Raw genomic sequence first — 16668 nt, forward strand, 5'->3', positions numbered from 1 at the left:
TTTCTTCATAGAAATTATCTTTTACAACCAATTAAAGCCATGCTTTTCTCTTTATTTAAAACAACTGGGCGGATTATTGTCATATGTCATATGTAAAATAAAGAGCTCCCAGGTGACGATTGTTTCCAATTCCTTCGCAAGAGCACTTTTTGAAATCTCTTTTATAGCCAACCATTCCTTTCTCAAACCTCTACAGAACGGCATCTGGTTTATCATGGAGTAAATTGCCAGCCTTTATCTGATCCCTTTTTCATGTTTTGTCTATAATGTTTTTCACTTAGTCTTCTATCTTTCTTTCCTTCTATTAATCTTCTAGCTTCTTATTTTGATCGAATGAAGTCTCCAAAAAAGGGTTCAGTTTGTTTTTTAAAGCCTATTAAACGTCCTAAAAAGATTCTTTATTTATCTTCTATTAAACGAAAATGAGATATAATTTTGTTTTTAGTTGGCTTTAGTTGGGCTTTCTAATCAAATCAAACGTATTATCCCTTTTCACCTCACCTTTAGAGCAAGCATTGTCTAAACGCCAGAAGCATGAAAAGTTTGAATATAAGAACCCAAAAAAGAATGGTTAGAAAGATTTTGCAAACTAAAATCTAAGAAGCATCTATGACAAAAGAAAGTAAAAAAAGAATTTTTGAATGATATAAAAGCTCTAAGAAACAATGCAAACAAAGATAAAAAAGGATAAATACAAAATAAAAACAAGAAAAAATAGAAAAAACTATTCACAATTGTCTGAAAACGTGTTATCTTTTTCTCAAGAATTACTCGGAAGCGTTTTCAGACATCAAAAAAACAAACAAGGGGGAATTTTTCTGGCTACTGTAGTCCATTCCGAAAAAACTCGGAGGAAAGCGTTATTCGCTAGTTTGATTGGTAGTTCTATTGAGTATTACGATTATCTTTTGTATGGTGCTGTTGCCTCACTAGTTTTCAACAAAGTTTTTTTCTCTAACTTTGATCCAACTGTAGGACTACTTATGGCCCTTGCCTCCTTTGGTATCCCTTATTTTTTCCGGCCGCTTGGAGGAATTATATTCAGTCACATAGGCGACAAGGTAGGGAGAAAAAAATCATTAGTCCTTACACTAGGAATTATGGGTGTAAGTACAGCCTCAATTGGTTTGTTGCCTAGTTATGACAGCATCGGGCTCATGGCCCCTGCCCTGCTAGTTATACTGAGATTAATTCAAGGGATTGCTGTTGGAGGGGAATGGGGAGGAGCCGTACTCCTTGCAGTAGAGTATTCTGAGAAAGAAAAACGAGGATTTGGAGGCAGCATTCCAATGATGGGAGCGGCTGTTGGAATGATTCTCGCCACTGGCACCATGTCCTTAATGACATCAGTATTGTCAGACGCTCAGTTCCTCTCATGGGGATGGCGCATACCATTCATAGCAAGCTTAGCATTAGTATTTATTGGCGTATGGATACGGGGTGGATTAGAGGAAACACCGGACTTTCAAAAAGCAAAAGACGAAGGAAGAGTATCAAAACTACCGATTGCTGATACATTCCGATACCACTGGAAAGAAGTCATCTTAACAACAGGTGCCAAGGCAATTGAATCCGCTCCATTCTACATGTTTGCAACATTTGGAATCTCTTACGCCACCAACACCTTAAAGATGCCTGAGAATTCAGTCCTGAATGCAGTTACCATAGGAACTTTCGTTTCTCTCTTTGCTATCCCCCTTGTAGGGAGACTTTCAGACCGTATTGGAAGAAAGAAAATTTTTATAACCGGAACATTGGGAGTCATTGTCTTCGCCATACCATATTTTCTCTTGCTTTCTCAAAAGACTATGCTTTTATTGACAGTGGCCGTCATGATTGGCTATGCTATCTGGTCCGTTATCACTGCTGTTCTCGGCACAATGTTTTCTGAAATGTTCAGCGCGGAAGTTCGTTATACCGGAATTTCAGTCGGTTATCAATTAGGAGCGGCCATCTTTGGCGGTACTTGTCCGTTAATTGCCACTTGGCTCATTGATAAGTATAATTCATGGCTTCCTGCTGCTATCTACCTCATGCTATTAGGCGTTCTATCACTCGTCTGTGTGCTTTTAGCTAGAACGATCGGCGATTCTGAAAACGGTGCCATAACGAATAATGTTCCTCCACCTATTTCGAACCGCACAGTTAATAAGTAGTATCGGTTCTTCTCGTAATTGTTTTAGTGGATGATTGACGCTTCCAACTTCATATTTGTTACTTTCATATAAATAAATTCAAATAAAAACACGAAAGCGAGTGTATCAAATGAATCTTAATGACGTTACGAACAATCCTTATTTGCTTCTAACCCCAGGCCCTCTTACTACAACGGAAACAGTAAAATTAGCTATGATGAAAGATTGGTGTACTTGGGACGATGACTATAATAATATCGTCCAAGACATTAGACAAAAACTTGTTCGTTTAGCTACAAATTCAGTCGATAAGTACTCAGCGGTTTTAATGCAAGGAAGCGGCAGTTTTAGTGTAGAGTCTCTTATTGGAACAACCATTCCGAAAACAGGAAAATTATTAGTACTAACCAATGGCGTATACGGAAATAGAATTGTAAAAACGGCCAATATACTTGGCATTGATACGGTAGTATTAGATAGCGGCGAAGTAGCGCAGCCAGATCTCGATAAGTTAAGTATGATTTTAGATCTTGATAAAGAGATTACACATGTAGCTGTTGTTCATTGTGAAACAACGACAGGTATGTTGAACCCTATCGAAAAAGTAGGAGAGATTGTAAAAAAGCATAATCGTATTTATATTGTAGATGCAATGAGCAGTTTTGGCGGTATTGAAATGGACATTGATACACTTGGCATTGATTATCTCATTAGCAGCGCCAATAAGTGTATCGAAGGAGTACCGGGCTTTGGCTTTGCCCTCGTAAACGTTGAGGAGTTTGAGAAATGCAGCGCTAATGCCAGATCCCTATCCCTTGACCTTTATGACCAATGGAAAACGATGGAGGAGCATAATGGAAAGTGGAGATTCACCTCCCCTACTCACGTTGTTCGGGCTTTTTCTCAAGCTTTAAAAGAATTAGAGGAAGAAGGCGGAGTATCTAAGAGAGCAGCACGATACAGAAATAATCAAAAAACTCTCGTCGAAGGAATGAAAAAGCTTAACTTTAAGCCTCTGCTTCCAGAAGAATTACAATCGCCGATTATTACTTCTTTCTATTATCCTGAAGATCCTAGCTTTAGCTTCGTTGAATTTTATAACAAGTTAAAAGCAAAAGGATTTGTTATTTATCCAGGAAAAGTAACAAATTTAAATACATTCCGAATTGGAAACATAGGAGATGTGCACCAAAAGGATATCGAGTCTCTATTAGCAGCTATTGAAGAAAGCAGATACTGGCTCAAACCCGCTTTTAAAAATTAACGACTCCTTATGAAACTTGTATCTTCCATCATTGTTTCTTATACTTTTTTAAATGGCTTTATTAATAGCCTATAAAAGAAACAATGATGGAAATACTATATTTGGGGTGAGAATCGTGTCATTGGCGGGAGAAGAAAGGAAAAAGAAGATACTTGAATTATTAGAGATTAGCGGAAAAGTCAAAGTTAAAGACCTTTCCAAAATGCTGAAGGTTTCTACTGAAACGATCCGCAAGTATTTAGACGAATTGCATCAGGAAGAAAAGTTAAAGAAAGTCTACGGTGGAGCTATTAATGTTTCATTTTTTAATGAAGAACCTTCTACACAAGAAAGAGAGGTTTTACATTCTGATGAAAAAAGAAGAATCGGAGAGATGGCAGCCAGCCTTATCCATGATAACGATGTCATCGTGATCGACGATGGCAGCACACCTCTACAGTTGGCTAAAAGTCTGCGCAAAAAACGCAACCTTACTATTTATACCACTTCTGTTACAGCTCTTTCAGTACTAATTGATCTGCACCAGCAAAATCTTTTTTCGGGAAAAATTATTATGCTAGGTGGAGAAATTAACGCTACTCACCATCGAGTATCTGGAATATTCACCTTACAAATGTTAGAAAACCTTTATGTTGATAAGTTCTTTATTTCAGCTGATGGTTTATCCCGAGATACGGGAATAACAAGTTATGATTTTGCAAAAGGAATGGTCGCTAAAAAAATAATCGAACATTCTAACAAATGTATATTATTAATTGACCATTCAAAAATAGACAAACGCACCCACTATAAAATGGCTGATTTAAAGGATATAGATGTCATCATAACTAGCGAACCTCATTCAAGTGAATGGGACGTTCCTTTAAGAGAAAATGGGATCAAATGGTTGGTGGCTGACAAAAGAGAAGAAAAACATTAACATAAAGACTCTTCGAAATATAGGCAGCGCTTTGCCTGTAAAGGAGGATACAAAAATGGAGCATTTAGGGATCTTCTACGAAGAGCATATCTTGAAAAACTTAGAAATATACATTCGACTAATCATCAGCGCCTTGCTCGGGATGTTAATAGGTTGGGATCGAAGTGCCAAAAATAAGCCTGCTGGATTAAAAACATTTACGTATGTTTCCGTATCCTGTACGTTAATCACCCTCGTTTCAATTTACAGTGCAGAAGTATTTGGAAGCTCTAATATTAATAACCGGATGGATCCAATGCGTCTTACTGCACAAATTGTTTCGGGTCTAGGATTTCTAGGAGCCGGCCTTATCTTGAAGGATGGGTTGCGTGTAAAAGGATTAACATCAGCAGCTATGATATTTTTTGCCGGAGGAGTAGGCATTGGAATCGGAGCTGGCTTTTATGGTCTTGTATTTGCAGCCGTATTCATTACTTTTATATCAGCTAAAATCAGTAAAGTGATCGAGTATCGGTACACTCAATCAGAAAGAGAGAAAGAAAGAAAGAAAAAAAGAAAATTTGTTTTACAAAGAAGTACTGATGTGCAAGGATAGAGAAAAAATTTTCCGCCGGGTTCTGGGATATGATAGAACCTGGCTTTTATTTTTTACTTTAGAGAGGAACTTGATCATGTCGAGATACCCTTCCTCCCCTTCAAAACTTGCTGCCGCTTCTTTATATTACGTTGTTTACAAAAACACCTACCCTATGAAACTAGTAGAGAAATGCAGGAGGGATCCGTGTGGTTATTTCATTTATTGGTTGTATGTTAATGTCTTTAGGAGTGAACACTGCGTTTATCCCTGTTGAGCTATTTAGCGTAGCTTTCACTGGCCTTGGCGTACTCGCCCACTACACTCTCCATATAAGTGTTGGTCTCGTAGTGCTTTTACTCAACATTCCGTTATTTCTTCTTGCCTGGAAATATATCGGCAAAAGCTTTGTTATGAAAAACCTTATTGTCACAGGCTTTTTTTCTTTATCCCTTGATCTTCTTTCTCCACTCCGTTCCTTCTTTCATCCCCCACTGTGGGAAGGAATTTTAATCGGAGGCATTCTCTTCGGTGTTGGATCAGGGCTCGTTTTCCGTCAAGGTTTAACTAGCGGAGGCGTCGGATTATTAGCTTGGCTGATTCAGCTTCGATATCCAAATATCAAGATCGGCTCTGTCCATATTGCATTTGACTTTTGTGTTCTTTTTCTTGGAGCCTTCCTAATGGACTTAATGACGGCCTTCTATACATTCATTGCTTCTATTATTATGGGAAAAGCGATGGATCTTACAAAAACGATTTCTCTGCCTTTTAAAAGGCACTCGGTTAGAAAGAAAGATAACCAGATTCATGTTTCTTAGGTATTTGCCGCTGACTCTGTTTCATACAAATCAGTGGTGATTCTTTTTTTACTGTCCGATCGTTTTCCCCTGTTTAAGACAGAAAATCATGAAAGAGGCCTCTTATTAAATTGAAAGGAAGAAAGAAAAGAAGATAGAGGGTATTTTTTGTTAACGGCGAATTTATACTTACGTAACGATTAATCGTGTTTATAAGGGAGGAGCAAGTAAGATGGATAAAACAGCATTAATATTGGTTGACATTCAAAATGATTACTTTCCGGGTGGCAAAATGACGCTCCATGAAACAGAAAAAGCTGCACAAAATGCACGGGCTGTCCTAGACCATTTTCGTGAAAATAATCTCCCGCTTTTCCATATTCAACATGTTTTTAACGATAAACAAGCACCATTTTTCGCTCCTGATACAGAAGGAGTGAACATTCATCAACTTGTGGCACCCTTAGAAAAAGAAACGGTCATTCAAAAGCATTTTCCAAACAGTTTTCTGCATACTCCCCTAGAAGCCGAATTAAAAAGAAAAGGCATTGAGCATGTCGTCATCGTTGGCATGATGAGTCATATGTGTATAGATGCCACCAGCCGTGCAGCAGTTGATCTCGACTTTAGCTGTACAGTCATTGAGGATGCATGTACGTGCCCTGATCTTACTTTTAATGATAAAACGATTAAGGCTGAAGATGTACATTGTGCCTTTATGGCAGCTCTCGGAAGTCTATACGCCACTATCAAGACGACCAACGATTTCCTTGCTAAAGTAACCAATTAAACAACTATTCAAGACACCGTTCATGTAAATGGACGGTGTTTCTATGTTCAACCATTTTTAGCTTCTTCACAAAAAAAACACGCTTGAGCTTTCAAGCGTGCAAAACAGGGGGAATTTCATCATTATTGACATCTATTATTCTTCCCTATTTTCTAAAATTTATACCGATAAATTAATTTATCATGACTTGATCCATTTATACATATGTATACAGATGTGGTCAGGTTAACGTTGTGTTTGTAAACAAAGCAATCAAATGTATTCCAACTTTCTCTAAAATTGATTTCCACTATTCTTGTTTGATCTTTTTTTCATTAATTGACACAAGAAAATAAATGGAATGTAGGCATATAAGATAAAAAAGCTGGCAGAGCCTGTTAGCGTATTTAACTGATCAATTTGTAAACGGTCTTTAAAGAAAAGAGCGGCTGTACTGCCGATAAAAAGCAGGAGGGTTAAACTGTGTTTCTGTTTAATGGAAAACAACTGTTTCAGTCCCCTTGTTGCAGCCCAAAGATACAAGCACAAATTTGGAAGAATAGTAAAAAACCAAAGGGAAATTCCGAAATACTCAAACCTCTCTAAAAACGGAAAATCAACAATCTTCCATAATGTTAACGTAGCCCAAACCGTTTTTTCCAGCTGACCATGACTAAAATACATAAAGGAAATAAGAGCTGTTATTACATAAACAAAGGTAGTGAAAAAGACTCCATACTGGGCCCATTTTTGAGAGCGCGGAGCATTTTTTATAAAAGGGTAACAAAAGAAAATCACTTCAAATCCTGTGTAATTAATCGACATGATTTTAGAAGCAGCAAGCAGTTCTTTTGCGGAACTGTCCAAAATAGGAAATAAATAAGAAAGCTGAAGTGACTTGAAAGCAAAACCTTTTAGCAGCAATAAAGGAAGTGTAATAAAAAAACTCAGAACGCATAGCCCTACGAGGACTCTAAACCCTCCAACTACATACAGCCAAACAGTAATAGCCATTATTAGCGCCATATACCATGTCTGCAGTTGAGGAAACATCCAAATTTGTATAATTTCAATATAGGTGCGCAGGACAGTAATAAACATAAGAACCATATATGCCGCAAACAGTAAACTAAGAATCCCTCCAATCCACTTGCCGAACAAATCTTTGTGGATCACAGTAATGTCGTTATTTCCTTTATTAAGAATATAATAAGTCATCCATATAATAAGGTTTACAGAAAGACCCGAAATAAGGATAGAAATCCACGCATCATACCCAGCTGGCTTCGCAATGTATCGTTCAAACCCAAGAATCCCTACTCCGATTTGTGTAGTGATAATCAGAAAAAAAACCAAGTAAGGAGAGACCTTTCGAGCTTCTGGCGGCAATGGCAACATATAATGACCTTCCTTTTTAAGTTGCTCCTCAACTTGTCAAGATAATTCAATTACTGTTTAGCATAGTCAAACCGCAGTAGAATTAAAACGCTTTTTGTAAAAATTATAACTATACAGCCCTATTGAATTATTTAAGCATTAAATTGAAGAACGAACTGACAAAGGGTATGTATGATATTAGCAGTATTTAAAAAATATAAAAAGAAGTACCAGCATAAGCTTGGTACTTCTTTGGGACCGTAGACAAGGCCTGCTTTAAATATTACAGACTGTTTGATCACTAACTAAAAAATCATGTTTATGTTAATGAGAAAGAAGCTATCCAGATAAACAGAGAGTTACCTGTAGGATTAGCCAGTCGTTATAATGATTATTACTGTTTTTCTTGCAGAGGCATCATCAAGAAAATGCTAATTTGCAGCACTGAGGAAGTTTTAATACATAAAAAGTTGATTTCCAGTCTCAAACAATTGGCTTCTTATCAATAACAACTTGTCCCACCACAGTTTAATTTAGCCTTAACATTCCATTTGATATCTAAGAATTAGTTTATCAAGTTCTTGGCTGTGTTTTAAAGTTTCCCTATCATTAAGGCCCTTGGACATGCCAGTTGCTATCATTGCTTTACGTAAATTGTTAATTTCAGTTACTACATCACAACAAGATTTTTGTGTTTCCAACTGTACTTCTCTCCCATTTAATTTATTTATAAATAAAACAGACAACAGGAAAAAATATACTGGATTTTCAAATATTTTGGAATGGGTTCGACAAATTTTCTAAAAATATGACTGTTTATTTGCTTGAAGAGATAAAAGCTATAAACTGTCGAAGCCCGTTGAGAATACGCAGTATCTTTGGCGCTATTCTGTTAAAGCATAGTGCTTTTGTTGTTTGGGAAACATAATGTTTATTTACAATATAGTACCCTTAAAACGATGAAAAGGGCCGGAATTGGCCCTAAAATTACAGTTTTTCCGGATGAAGTACATGTATAACATTCAGTGCGCCTCTAAAATTCTCTACCCTTCATCACCTCAACGAAATTAGGATTATCTATACTTTTAATCTCCCAATAACCTGAATTATATTTATGCATTACCGAATAAGTTCTCCCCTGAGCCGTTGATAATCCTCGCTCTTCTATCGTTCCCACTTGGATAGATTTTGCTTTTCCATACTGATCACACTTCTTTTTTAGAGTAATAGTATCAGTATGTCCAAGATTTAGAGAATACTTGCAGATATTTTGAAGTTTTGCACCAGAGCCAATAGCTCTTCAAATAAATTTACTCTTCATTAGCGGGTATAACCCACTCATTTTTACCTCTCTCTGTTGAAATGTATTCAGGCCAACGAAACTTGATTGGGGGGGCATAGTCACATAACGGACCAATCCACTTTGCGCCATCTGTACCGCCTGCTGTTCTTTCGCGAAATTCCTCTTTGGCAGCTTCCAGTACTTCCGGTTTTACCAATAAATCAAGAATCGTCATGCCAATCGTTTTAGAAGCGCTCATAATCATTGGATCAATGCATTCTCGAATTCCCCCTAGTGCGTTCATCACCCAGTTTGGATATTTGTATATCCCGTCGGGAGATTTAAGCGTTGGCCTGCCAATATAGAGACGAACTGTCGGAGCGTGCCAACAGTATTCTGTATAATCATCCGAAGTAAAGTGTTGTTGCCAAGACGGAAGAATAGTGCGCATTTTTCGTTCTGCTTCTTTGGGATCCATTAACTCTTCAATTTCATCCATATAAGGTCGATCCATAGGCTCGATTCCAAGGTTTCTCTGAATTTCTTGAGCAATTTCAATTGCTTTCCCTTCAAATTTAGGTGCACCAGCAAGTTTTAAGTTCTGATATGTCACGTCTGCCATTACATGATTGGCTAATCCCGCTCGCGATTTGGTCACCCAATCTTTTTTCCAAGTACAATGTGCACCTTTTGCTGCACTTTCCGCGTTTTGATCGAGAATCTTTACAACAGCTTCTGCCATTTCAATATCAGGCACACGGATAAAATAGTAAATTTGTGCCATTTGAGCCGGAATATTATCTGCGGTCGCCTGACCGGTATTCAAAATAGCTTCATTCATGGACCATCCCATATTGTTAGATAACATGTGTTCTCGATACATTTTGGAGAGTGTATACATATTAACTACTGCGTCTGTTGCGCCGGGACAACGTGCTGTGGCATGAGCGACTGGGATTGGCGTATTGCCTGCAGCTGAAAGCCATGTTTCTGGATTGTCACAAGTAAATGTGTACATGACTGAATAAGCAACAGCACAATGAGTATCCCAACGTGTTGTATTGCAAAGAGGAAGCATGTAAAACGGATGAAAACTTATTGCAGCATCTAAATTATCATAGTATCCCTTAGCAGCATGAATAGGCTTTGAACCCCTCACCTTTTCCGCCGGCTCTCCAAAAAACTTCAGAGTACCTTTTATATTAAACTTTTCCATTGCCTCTTTGGCTGCGAGAAATCCACCGAGTGAGCCAATTCCAAGAGCAGAATGGGGATCAGTATGGCCTCCAGCATATTTACTTAGCCCATCTCTTGGTTTTTCTATTGTATCTGCTGCCTGACAGTTCCCCGGTATCGCGTCATATTCTGCATAGCCACCTATAACAGGACCTCCTTCTCCCTTGCTCCAAGTGGCGCAAAACGCTGTCGGCATCCCACCGCTTCCTTCTTCCACTTCAAATCCTTCTTCTTTTAACTTGTCTACATACCATTTAGCTGAACGATATTCTCTCCAAGCGGTCTCCCCATAATTCCATATAACCTGATTCCAATCCGAAAGACTTTTTTCATTCTTTTCAACCCAATCCAAAATATGTTCTTTTTCTTTTCTGTTCACGCCTTTACCCCTTTCTCTTTTCATTCACCTTTTAAAGAATCTCATTTAATTGACTCGCTTAGCTCCCCCACTTGCTGAAACCCCATCCTGCGTAGCCATGCTATCTTTATTAAAGTGGTTAGACATAGTGTTTTCTTTATTACTTTCCACTCCTATTTCTCTTCTTAAAGATTTAAAGAAAGAAACACACATGAATAATATAATAAGAGTAAATGGCAGCCCTGCAGCAACTGACACGGACTGTAAAGGACTCAAGCCTCCGCTCAAGAGCAAGGCAATTGCCAAACCTGCGATCACAAGCCCCCATAAGATTTTGCTTTTATTTGAAGGGTCACTAGTTTCCTCACTTAGCATTCCTAAAACAAAAACTGTAGAATCAGCTGAAGTGACAAAAAAGATTACCAATGAAATAAGAGTCAATACAATTAAAATCGAACTGTAAGGAAAATACTGCAAAAAGTAGAAAAAGGCAGTTGTTACATCATTCATCACTTTATTTGCTAAATCTATATCCCCTAAATTCTGAATAAAATGAAGGGCACTTCCTCCAAAAACGGAATACCAAATCATTGTTGCCAAAGAAGGTACAATGACTGATCCAATAATAAATTCTTTGATTGTTCTGCCTTTTGAGATCCTGGCCACAAAGAGGCCTACAAATGTAGCAAAACTAACCGCCCAGCCCCAGTAGAAGATCGTCCAGTTTGAAAGCCACGTGTTATCTGGCAGGAAAGGCTCCATACGTAAACTCATGCCCACGATATTTTGCAGATACTCTCCTGTACCTGCTACAAATATTTGAAGAATTTGTTTGGTAGGCCCTAAAATAAAAATGACAGTCATAATAACGACGGCTAATACTATATTGAAATTTGATAGGTTTTTAATCCCTTTATCTAAGCCATAATAAGCGGATGTTATAAATAGAACGGTTAAAAAGCTAATTAACAAAATTTGATTGAGGGAAGTATTTTGGATACCCCATACATAATTCAACCCAGCCCCCAATTGCTTTGCGCCTAAACCGAGTGACGTGACAAGTCCCGATAATATAGCAAAAATCGTTAAAACATTTATTAACTTCCCTATAGGTCCGTGGACTTTATTTCCTAACAAAGGATAAAAGGCATAGTTTACAAGAGGGGGATACCCTTTACGGTGATGAAAATACGCGATAATGAGACCGACAATAGCATAAGTGCCCCAACTGTGTAATCCCCAGTGAAAGAACGCTGTTTTCATTGCTGCTTTAGCTGCTTCCGGCGTTTGCCCCTCACCCACTGGCGGCGACATATAATGCATTACAGGCTCTGCTACTCCCCAAAAAAACAAACTAATAGCCAGTCCAGCACTAAATAACATGGCAATCCAAGACCCTGTACTAAACTCAGGTCGATCTGTATCTTTTCCTAAACGAATTTTTCCATACTTGGAAAAGGCAACATATAAACAAATGACAACAAAAGAGGTGGCAGAAAGAATGTAGAACCAACCAAAATAATCATTCGCAAAAAGCAAGAAGTATGAAGAAAACTCACCTAGTTTCTCAGGCTTTAATATTCCAAACAATACAAAAGCTAAACTAAATAACAAAGAAGTTATCAAAACCGTTTGATTTTTTTTCACTAATGCTCCCCCACTCTTATTAGTTAGAATTTTCTGAAATAGGTGATGATCAATTTGCATACTGACATTTTTAATATTAAAAATGCGGAATAATTTTTAAGAAGCACTCTTAGATAGCTGTAATTGTTTATAAAAGAGTGCTTCGAAGTGTAGATACAAAAATGTTCGTTGCAAATACTTTTTCTAATTCAAACTTTTTTCTTTAGCAAAAACTTGCTTTCCAGAAATCCAGGTTTCGACAACTGATATACTTGCCAGTTCTTCTTCTTGCACATCAAACGGATTTCGATCAAGAATGGCAAAGTCAGCCAATTTACCTTGCTCAATAGAACCTATTAAGTTCTCTTTATGAACAGCTTTTGCGGCTTCAATTGTGTAACCCTTTAATGCTTCTTCCAGCGTAATTTTATGGTCGGCTCCTACTATATTTCCTTGCGCAGTTTTTCGGGTTACAGCTGCAAAAATAGCTTCAAATGCATTAGGAAAAGCTACTGGTGTATCAGAAGATAAAACAACAGGAACATTATACTCTTTAAACCAGCCGTACGGGGAATAATTTTCTCCTTCTTCACCAACAGCTTGCACGACACCGTTACCATAAAGGTATACATGCTGTGGCTGTGGTACCGGCCAAATTTTTAATTCTGCTATCCTCTTAACCTGTTCTTTCACAGGCAAACCACAGTGTTCGATTCTATGACGCATATCTGGTCTTGGACATTCTTTTTGAGCAGTTTCCACAGCCTGTAAAACTAACTCAATAGCTCCATCTCCCTGAGCGTGCGTAAGGGTTTGCAATCCATATTTATGGGCATCTATCAGCAATTGCTTGAACTCATCTGGTTCATGGAACAAATATCCCTTTGTTCTTTCATGATCCTTATACTCCTTGCTTATATAAGCAGTCCCAGAAATTAAAGATCCATCGGCATATAACTTTAATGACCCCATCGTTAACTGCTCATCACCAAATGTAGAGCAGATCCCCATTTTTTTAATGTCATCCAGATACTTAGATAAGAAAGAAAGTTCAATACGAATTTTTAGCAATCCACTGTCACGTGCAATTAAATAAGACTCCATTTCTTGCTTCGTTACCTGAACATCATTTACAGTTGTAAAGCCAGCGGATAATAATAATTCCTGACCTACTTTAATATTTGTCTGCAAATTATCCTGCGTATCAGGCATATGGATATTCGGACCATGATTACCAGGCTTCACTCCAAATTTCTGTGCCAGGTAATCGTTGGCACTATCAAACAATGGTCCGTTTGGATAACCGTTTGAATCTCTTCCAAACGAACCTCCGGGTGGATCCAAAGTATCTTTATTCACTCCAATTAAATTGAGCAAGTAGTGATTCACCACATTACAATGACCGCTGCTGTTCATGATTTGAACAGGACGATCCGTTGCCACCCTATCTAAGTCCTGGGCAGTAGGATAACGCTGTTCCACTAATTTACGTTTATCGAACCCAAAACCGCGGATAGGTGCACCTTCAGGAAGGTTTTCGGCATACTCCCTTAAAGTGTTAACTAGATCATCTATATTCTTCACTTTCGGATAACTGATATCGGCCCATGTATGGCACATGCCAAGCATCATTACATGAACATGGGGATCAATAAATCCAGGAACCAAACACTGACCTTGAAGATCAATTTCTTTATAAGAAGAACCAGCTCTTTTCCTGCACTCATCAAGCGATCCTACAAATTCTATTTTGTTCTCTCTAACAACGATCCCTTCTGCATACATATCCTTTGCCATCGTTAAAATAGATCCACCTGTAAAAATTACCGTTTTATTCTCCATTTTTCATAACTCCATTCTGTAATTGAATTAATTAGGCACTGATTAAGGTAGAAAAAATACCTTTCTATATAACGTCTGCCTTTATGCTCATATACATTGCAATAAGCATGCCAATTTAACTACCCGAGTATTATCACGGTTTAATAGGAAAAATGCTTTTTACCTTATTCACTTTGGTATATAATTTATTAAATATTCTAAACTCAATAGTATGTAAGCGTTTTATACACCTATACACTTTAGAATAGGAATCTATACACTTTAGTATAAGAACTATGGGGTGAGTAAAAAATGAGCTCAATTGTTTCAGAGTTTTGGGAAGAAATTTTAGACGGGGTATATAATGATGTCCTTATTACCGATCCCAAAGGTAGAATTGTTTATGCTAACAGCTCCAGTGAATATTGGTTTGGCTTAAGGGAAGAAGAATTATTGGGTAAATCTATTTATGAACTAGAGCAAAAGCGAGTTTTTTATCCCTCTGTAGTACGGCTGGTTCTTGAAAAAAACAAGAGACAAACCATTATACAAAGCACCACTGCTGGAAAAAAACTTCTCGTAAATGGAGATATCATCTTTAACCAAAAAGGGGACATCCAATATGTTGTGACTTATTCTCAAGACATAACGGATTTTGAAAAGCTAAAAACTTATGTAGCAGAAGTAGAATTAGAATTGAAAAAAGTTAAAGATGAACTAGCCTCTTTAAAAAATTCAAAAAAGTGGACAAACCAAATGGTTGCAGCTAGCAGACAAATGAAACAAATTTTAAATACCGCCCTGATGGTAGCCGATTCGGATGCCACTATCCTTATTACTGGGGAAACCGGTGTCGGAAAAAATGTACTTGCCAAGTTTATCCACGACAACAGTGAAAGAAAGGGATCATTCGTTGAAGTTAATTGCGGCTCATTACCTGAAAATCTGCTGGAATCAGAGCTATTCGGTTACGCTCCCGGATCCTTTACAGGTGCCAATTCAAAAGGCAAAAAAGGAGTAGTGGAAGAAGCTGAAAACGGCACCTTATTTTTAGATGAGATAGGAGAACTTCCATTAAATCTACAAGTAAAACTTCTAACTCTTATACAGGAAAAGAAATTTTTTAAAATTGGAGAAAGTAAACCTAGACATGTGAACTTCAGATTAATTGCTGCTACCCATGTCAACCTAGAAAAAAAAGTTAAAGAAAAAGCATTTCGTGAAGATTTGTTCTACCGTCTATCTGTCATTCCCTTGTTTATTCCTCCATTGAGAGAAAGGGAAGAGGATCTCTCAGAAATGATTTTGTTATTCAAAAATCAATTTAATCATCTGCATAAAAAAAAGAAGGAGTTTGATCCCCAAACAATTGACCTTTTATTGCGCTATGCCTGGCCCGGTAATATAAGAGAATTGTCAAATATTATGGAAAGGCTGATTTTAACTGTTAACTCTACTGTAATCTTTCCCGACCACTTGCCGGAAAAAGTCTTGTTAGTGGACAATTCAAATCCGTTGCACAATATTGGAAAGAAAACAATGTATGAGTTGCTTGATGATCTCGAGTTAAATATATTAAAGAAAGCAAAACAAAAGTGCAGCAGCACAACAGAAATGGCTAAATATTTAGGAGTAAGTCAGCCTACAGTTGTTAGAAAAATGCAGAAGTATAAAGCTCATTTTTATTCTTAAGGTTCTGATGTAGAGATTGCATTTATTTGAAAGAGGTAGATAGACTCCTAATAGAGTCTCAGTTTGTCTACAAAAGGGTGAATACGAAAAAGGTATTCACCCTTTTTCGTATTTTAAAATAGAGAAAGAGCATAAAGGATTTCTGCCTCTACGGGGTCAGATAAAGCATGATAAAACCGTGGGGACATTAACTCTAAATAAGGGGATATGAAAGGGATATTCAACAACTTTTTCTAATATCACTGTTTGTTAGACTTTTCCTAGGTTTTTATATAATCCACACAAGAGACCAAAAGGTAACAAAACAGCTTTTTGAGAACTCTTTGCGGTCTTTTTTATGTTTCAATGCTTCCAATTAAAGAATCTCACCTATCACAAAGCAATTAAGTAGTAGAAGAACGAAAAGAGACGCCCGTAGTCATACAATTAAAGTAGAGCATTGATTCTTAAAATATTTGTATAGATGAGCTCAGGAGAATTGAACCTAGCTCTTTTATGTAGGTCTCCTACTTATAGTATAAGTGCAATCTTTGCGCTACAACCTTTCATTTTATGTTTATATCAAGAGATAACTGTTAAGGTATTTCCTCAAAAAGGCACGCTTTTTATCGAGCGTGCCTTTTTGAGGAATATTTTATAACTTTCATCTTGGCCTGAAAGCTAATAGATCTCATAGACTGACTAACATTATCTATATTGATGAGTTGTCTCTCATACTGTACTGATCGCCTTGCTAGCGGCTCCCTGTTTTGATGACTTTTGCTTTTGGTCTTCTAATTTCAATTCAACAAGCAGATCTCCTGTCGAGATGGCTT

At 37.5% G+C, this 16668-nt stretch carries 12 protein-coding genes; 7 read left to right on the forward strand and 5 right to left on the reverse strand.

The features are described 5' to 3' along the window. The first annotated feature begins 872 nt into the window (after positions 1-872). The 6 genes from A8F95_RS06915 (at position 873) to A8F95_RS06940 (ending at position 6482) form a co-directional block, all read left to right on the forward strand. A complete protein-coding gene (locus A8F95_RS06915; protein WP_245671173.1) occupies positions 873-2156 on the forward strand; it encodes an MFS transporter in 1284 nt (427 codons plus the stop codon). Between the two features lie 109 nt (positions 2157-2265). After that, entirely contained in the window at positions 2266-3399 is a 1134-nt protein-coding gene (gene phnW, locus A8F95_RS06920; RefSeq protein WP_065409882.1) for a 2-aminoethylphosphonate--pyruvate transaminase, read from the forward strand. A 115-nt stretch (positions 3400-3514) separates the two neighbouring features. After that, on the forward strand, positions 3515-4318 hold the full coding sequence (locus A8F95_RS06925) for a DeoR/GlpR family DNA-binding transcription regulator (protein WP_065409883.1): 804 nt from the start codon (positions 3515-3517) through the stop codon (positions 4316-4318). A gap of 55 nt (positions 4319-4373) precedes the next feature. Continuing rightward, positions 4374-4913, forward strand: coding sequence for an MgtC/SapB family protein (locus A8F95_RS06930; RefSeq protein WP_065409884.1), 540 nt, complete (start codon positions 4374-4376; stop codon positions 4911-4913). A 188-nt stretch (positions 4914-5101) separates the two neighbouring features. Then, positions 5102-5713 (forward strand): YitT family protein, encoded by a 612-nt coding sequence (locus A8F95_RS06935; protein ID WP_245671175.1) that lies wholly within the window; start codon positions 5102-5104, stop codon positions 5711-5713. A gap of 211 nt (positions 5714-5924) precedes the next feature. Further along, a complete protein-coding gene (locus A8F95_RS06940; RefSeq protein WP_065409885.1) occupies positions 5925-6482 on the forward strand; it encodes a cysteine hydrolase family protein in 558 nt (185 codons plus the stop codon). Between the two features lie 273 nt (positions 6483-6755). Here the strand turns inward: A8F95_RS06940 and A8F95_RS06945 are convergent, their stop codons facing one another. The 5 genes from A8F95_RS06945 to A8F95_RS06960 form a co-directional block, all read right to left on the reverse strand. Then, a complete protein-coding gene (locus tag A8F95_RS06945; protein ID WP_065409886.1) occupies positions 6756-7859 on the reverse strand; it encodes a GerAB/ArcD/ProY family transporter in 1104 nt (367 codons plus the stop codon). 518 nt (positions 7860-8377) lie between these two features. Next, positions 8378-8584 (reverse strand): aspartyl-phosphate phosphatase Spo0E family protein, encoded by a 207-nt coding sequence (locus tag A8F95_RS23185; protein ID WP_342669943.1) that lies wholly within the window; start codon positions 8582-8584, stop codon positions 8378-8380. Positions 8585-9148: 564 nt separating this feature from the next. After that, complete coding sequence (locus A8F95_RS06950) at positions 9149-10735, reverse strand: zinc-binding metallopeptidase family protein (RefSeq protein ID WP_218060665.1); 1587 nt, start codon at positions 10733-10735, stop codon at positions 9149-9151. 45 nt (positions 10736-10780) lie between these two features. Then, a complete protein-coding gene (locus tag A8F95_RS06955) occupies positions 10781-12361 on the reverse strand; it encodes a BCCT family transporter (protein ID WP_065409888.1) in 1581 nt (526 codons plus the stop codon). 183 nt (positions 12362-12544) lie between these two features. Then, a complete protein-coding gene (locus A8F95_RS06960) occupies positions 12545-14182 on the reverse strand; it encodes an amidohydrolase (RefSeq protein WP_065409889.1) in 1638 nt (545 codons plus the stop codon). Positions 14183-14473: 291 nt separating this feature from the next. Between A8F95_RS06960 and A8F95_RS06965 the strand changes: the two genes are divergently transcribed. After that, positions 14474-15853: a sigma-54 interaction domain-containing protein gene (locus A8F95_RS06965; RefSeq protein ID WP_065409890.1), complete on the forward strand. Its 1380-nt coding sequence runs from the start codon at positions 14474-14476 to the stop codon at positions 15851-15853. Positions 15854-16668 lie beyond the last annotated feature (815 nt).

This window comes from Pseudobacillus wudalianchiensis (assembly GCF_001685015.1).
GTDB lineage: Bacteria > Bacillota > Bacilli > Bacillales > Domibacillaceae > Pseudobacillus > Pseudobacillus wudalianchiensis.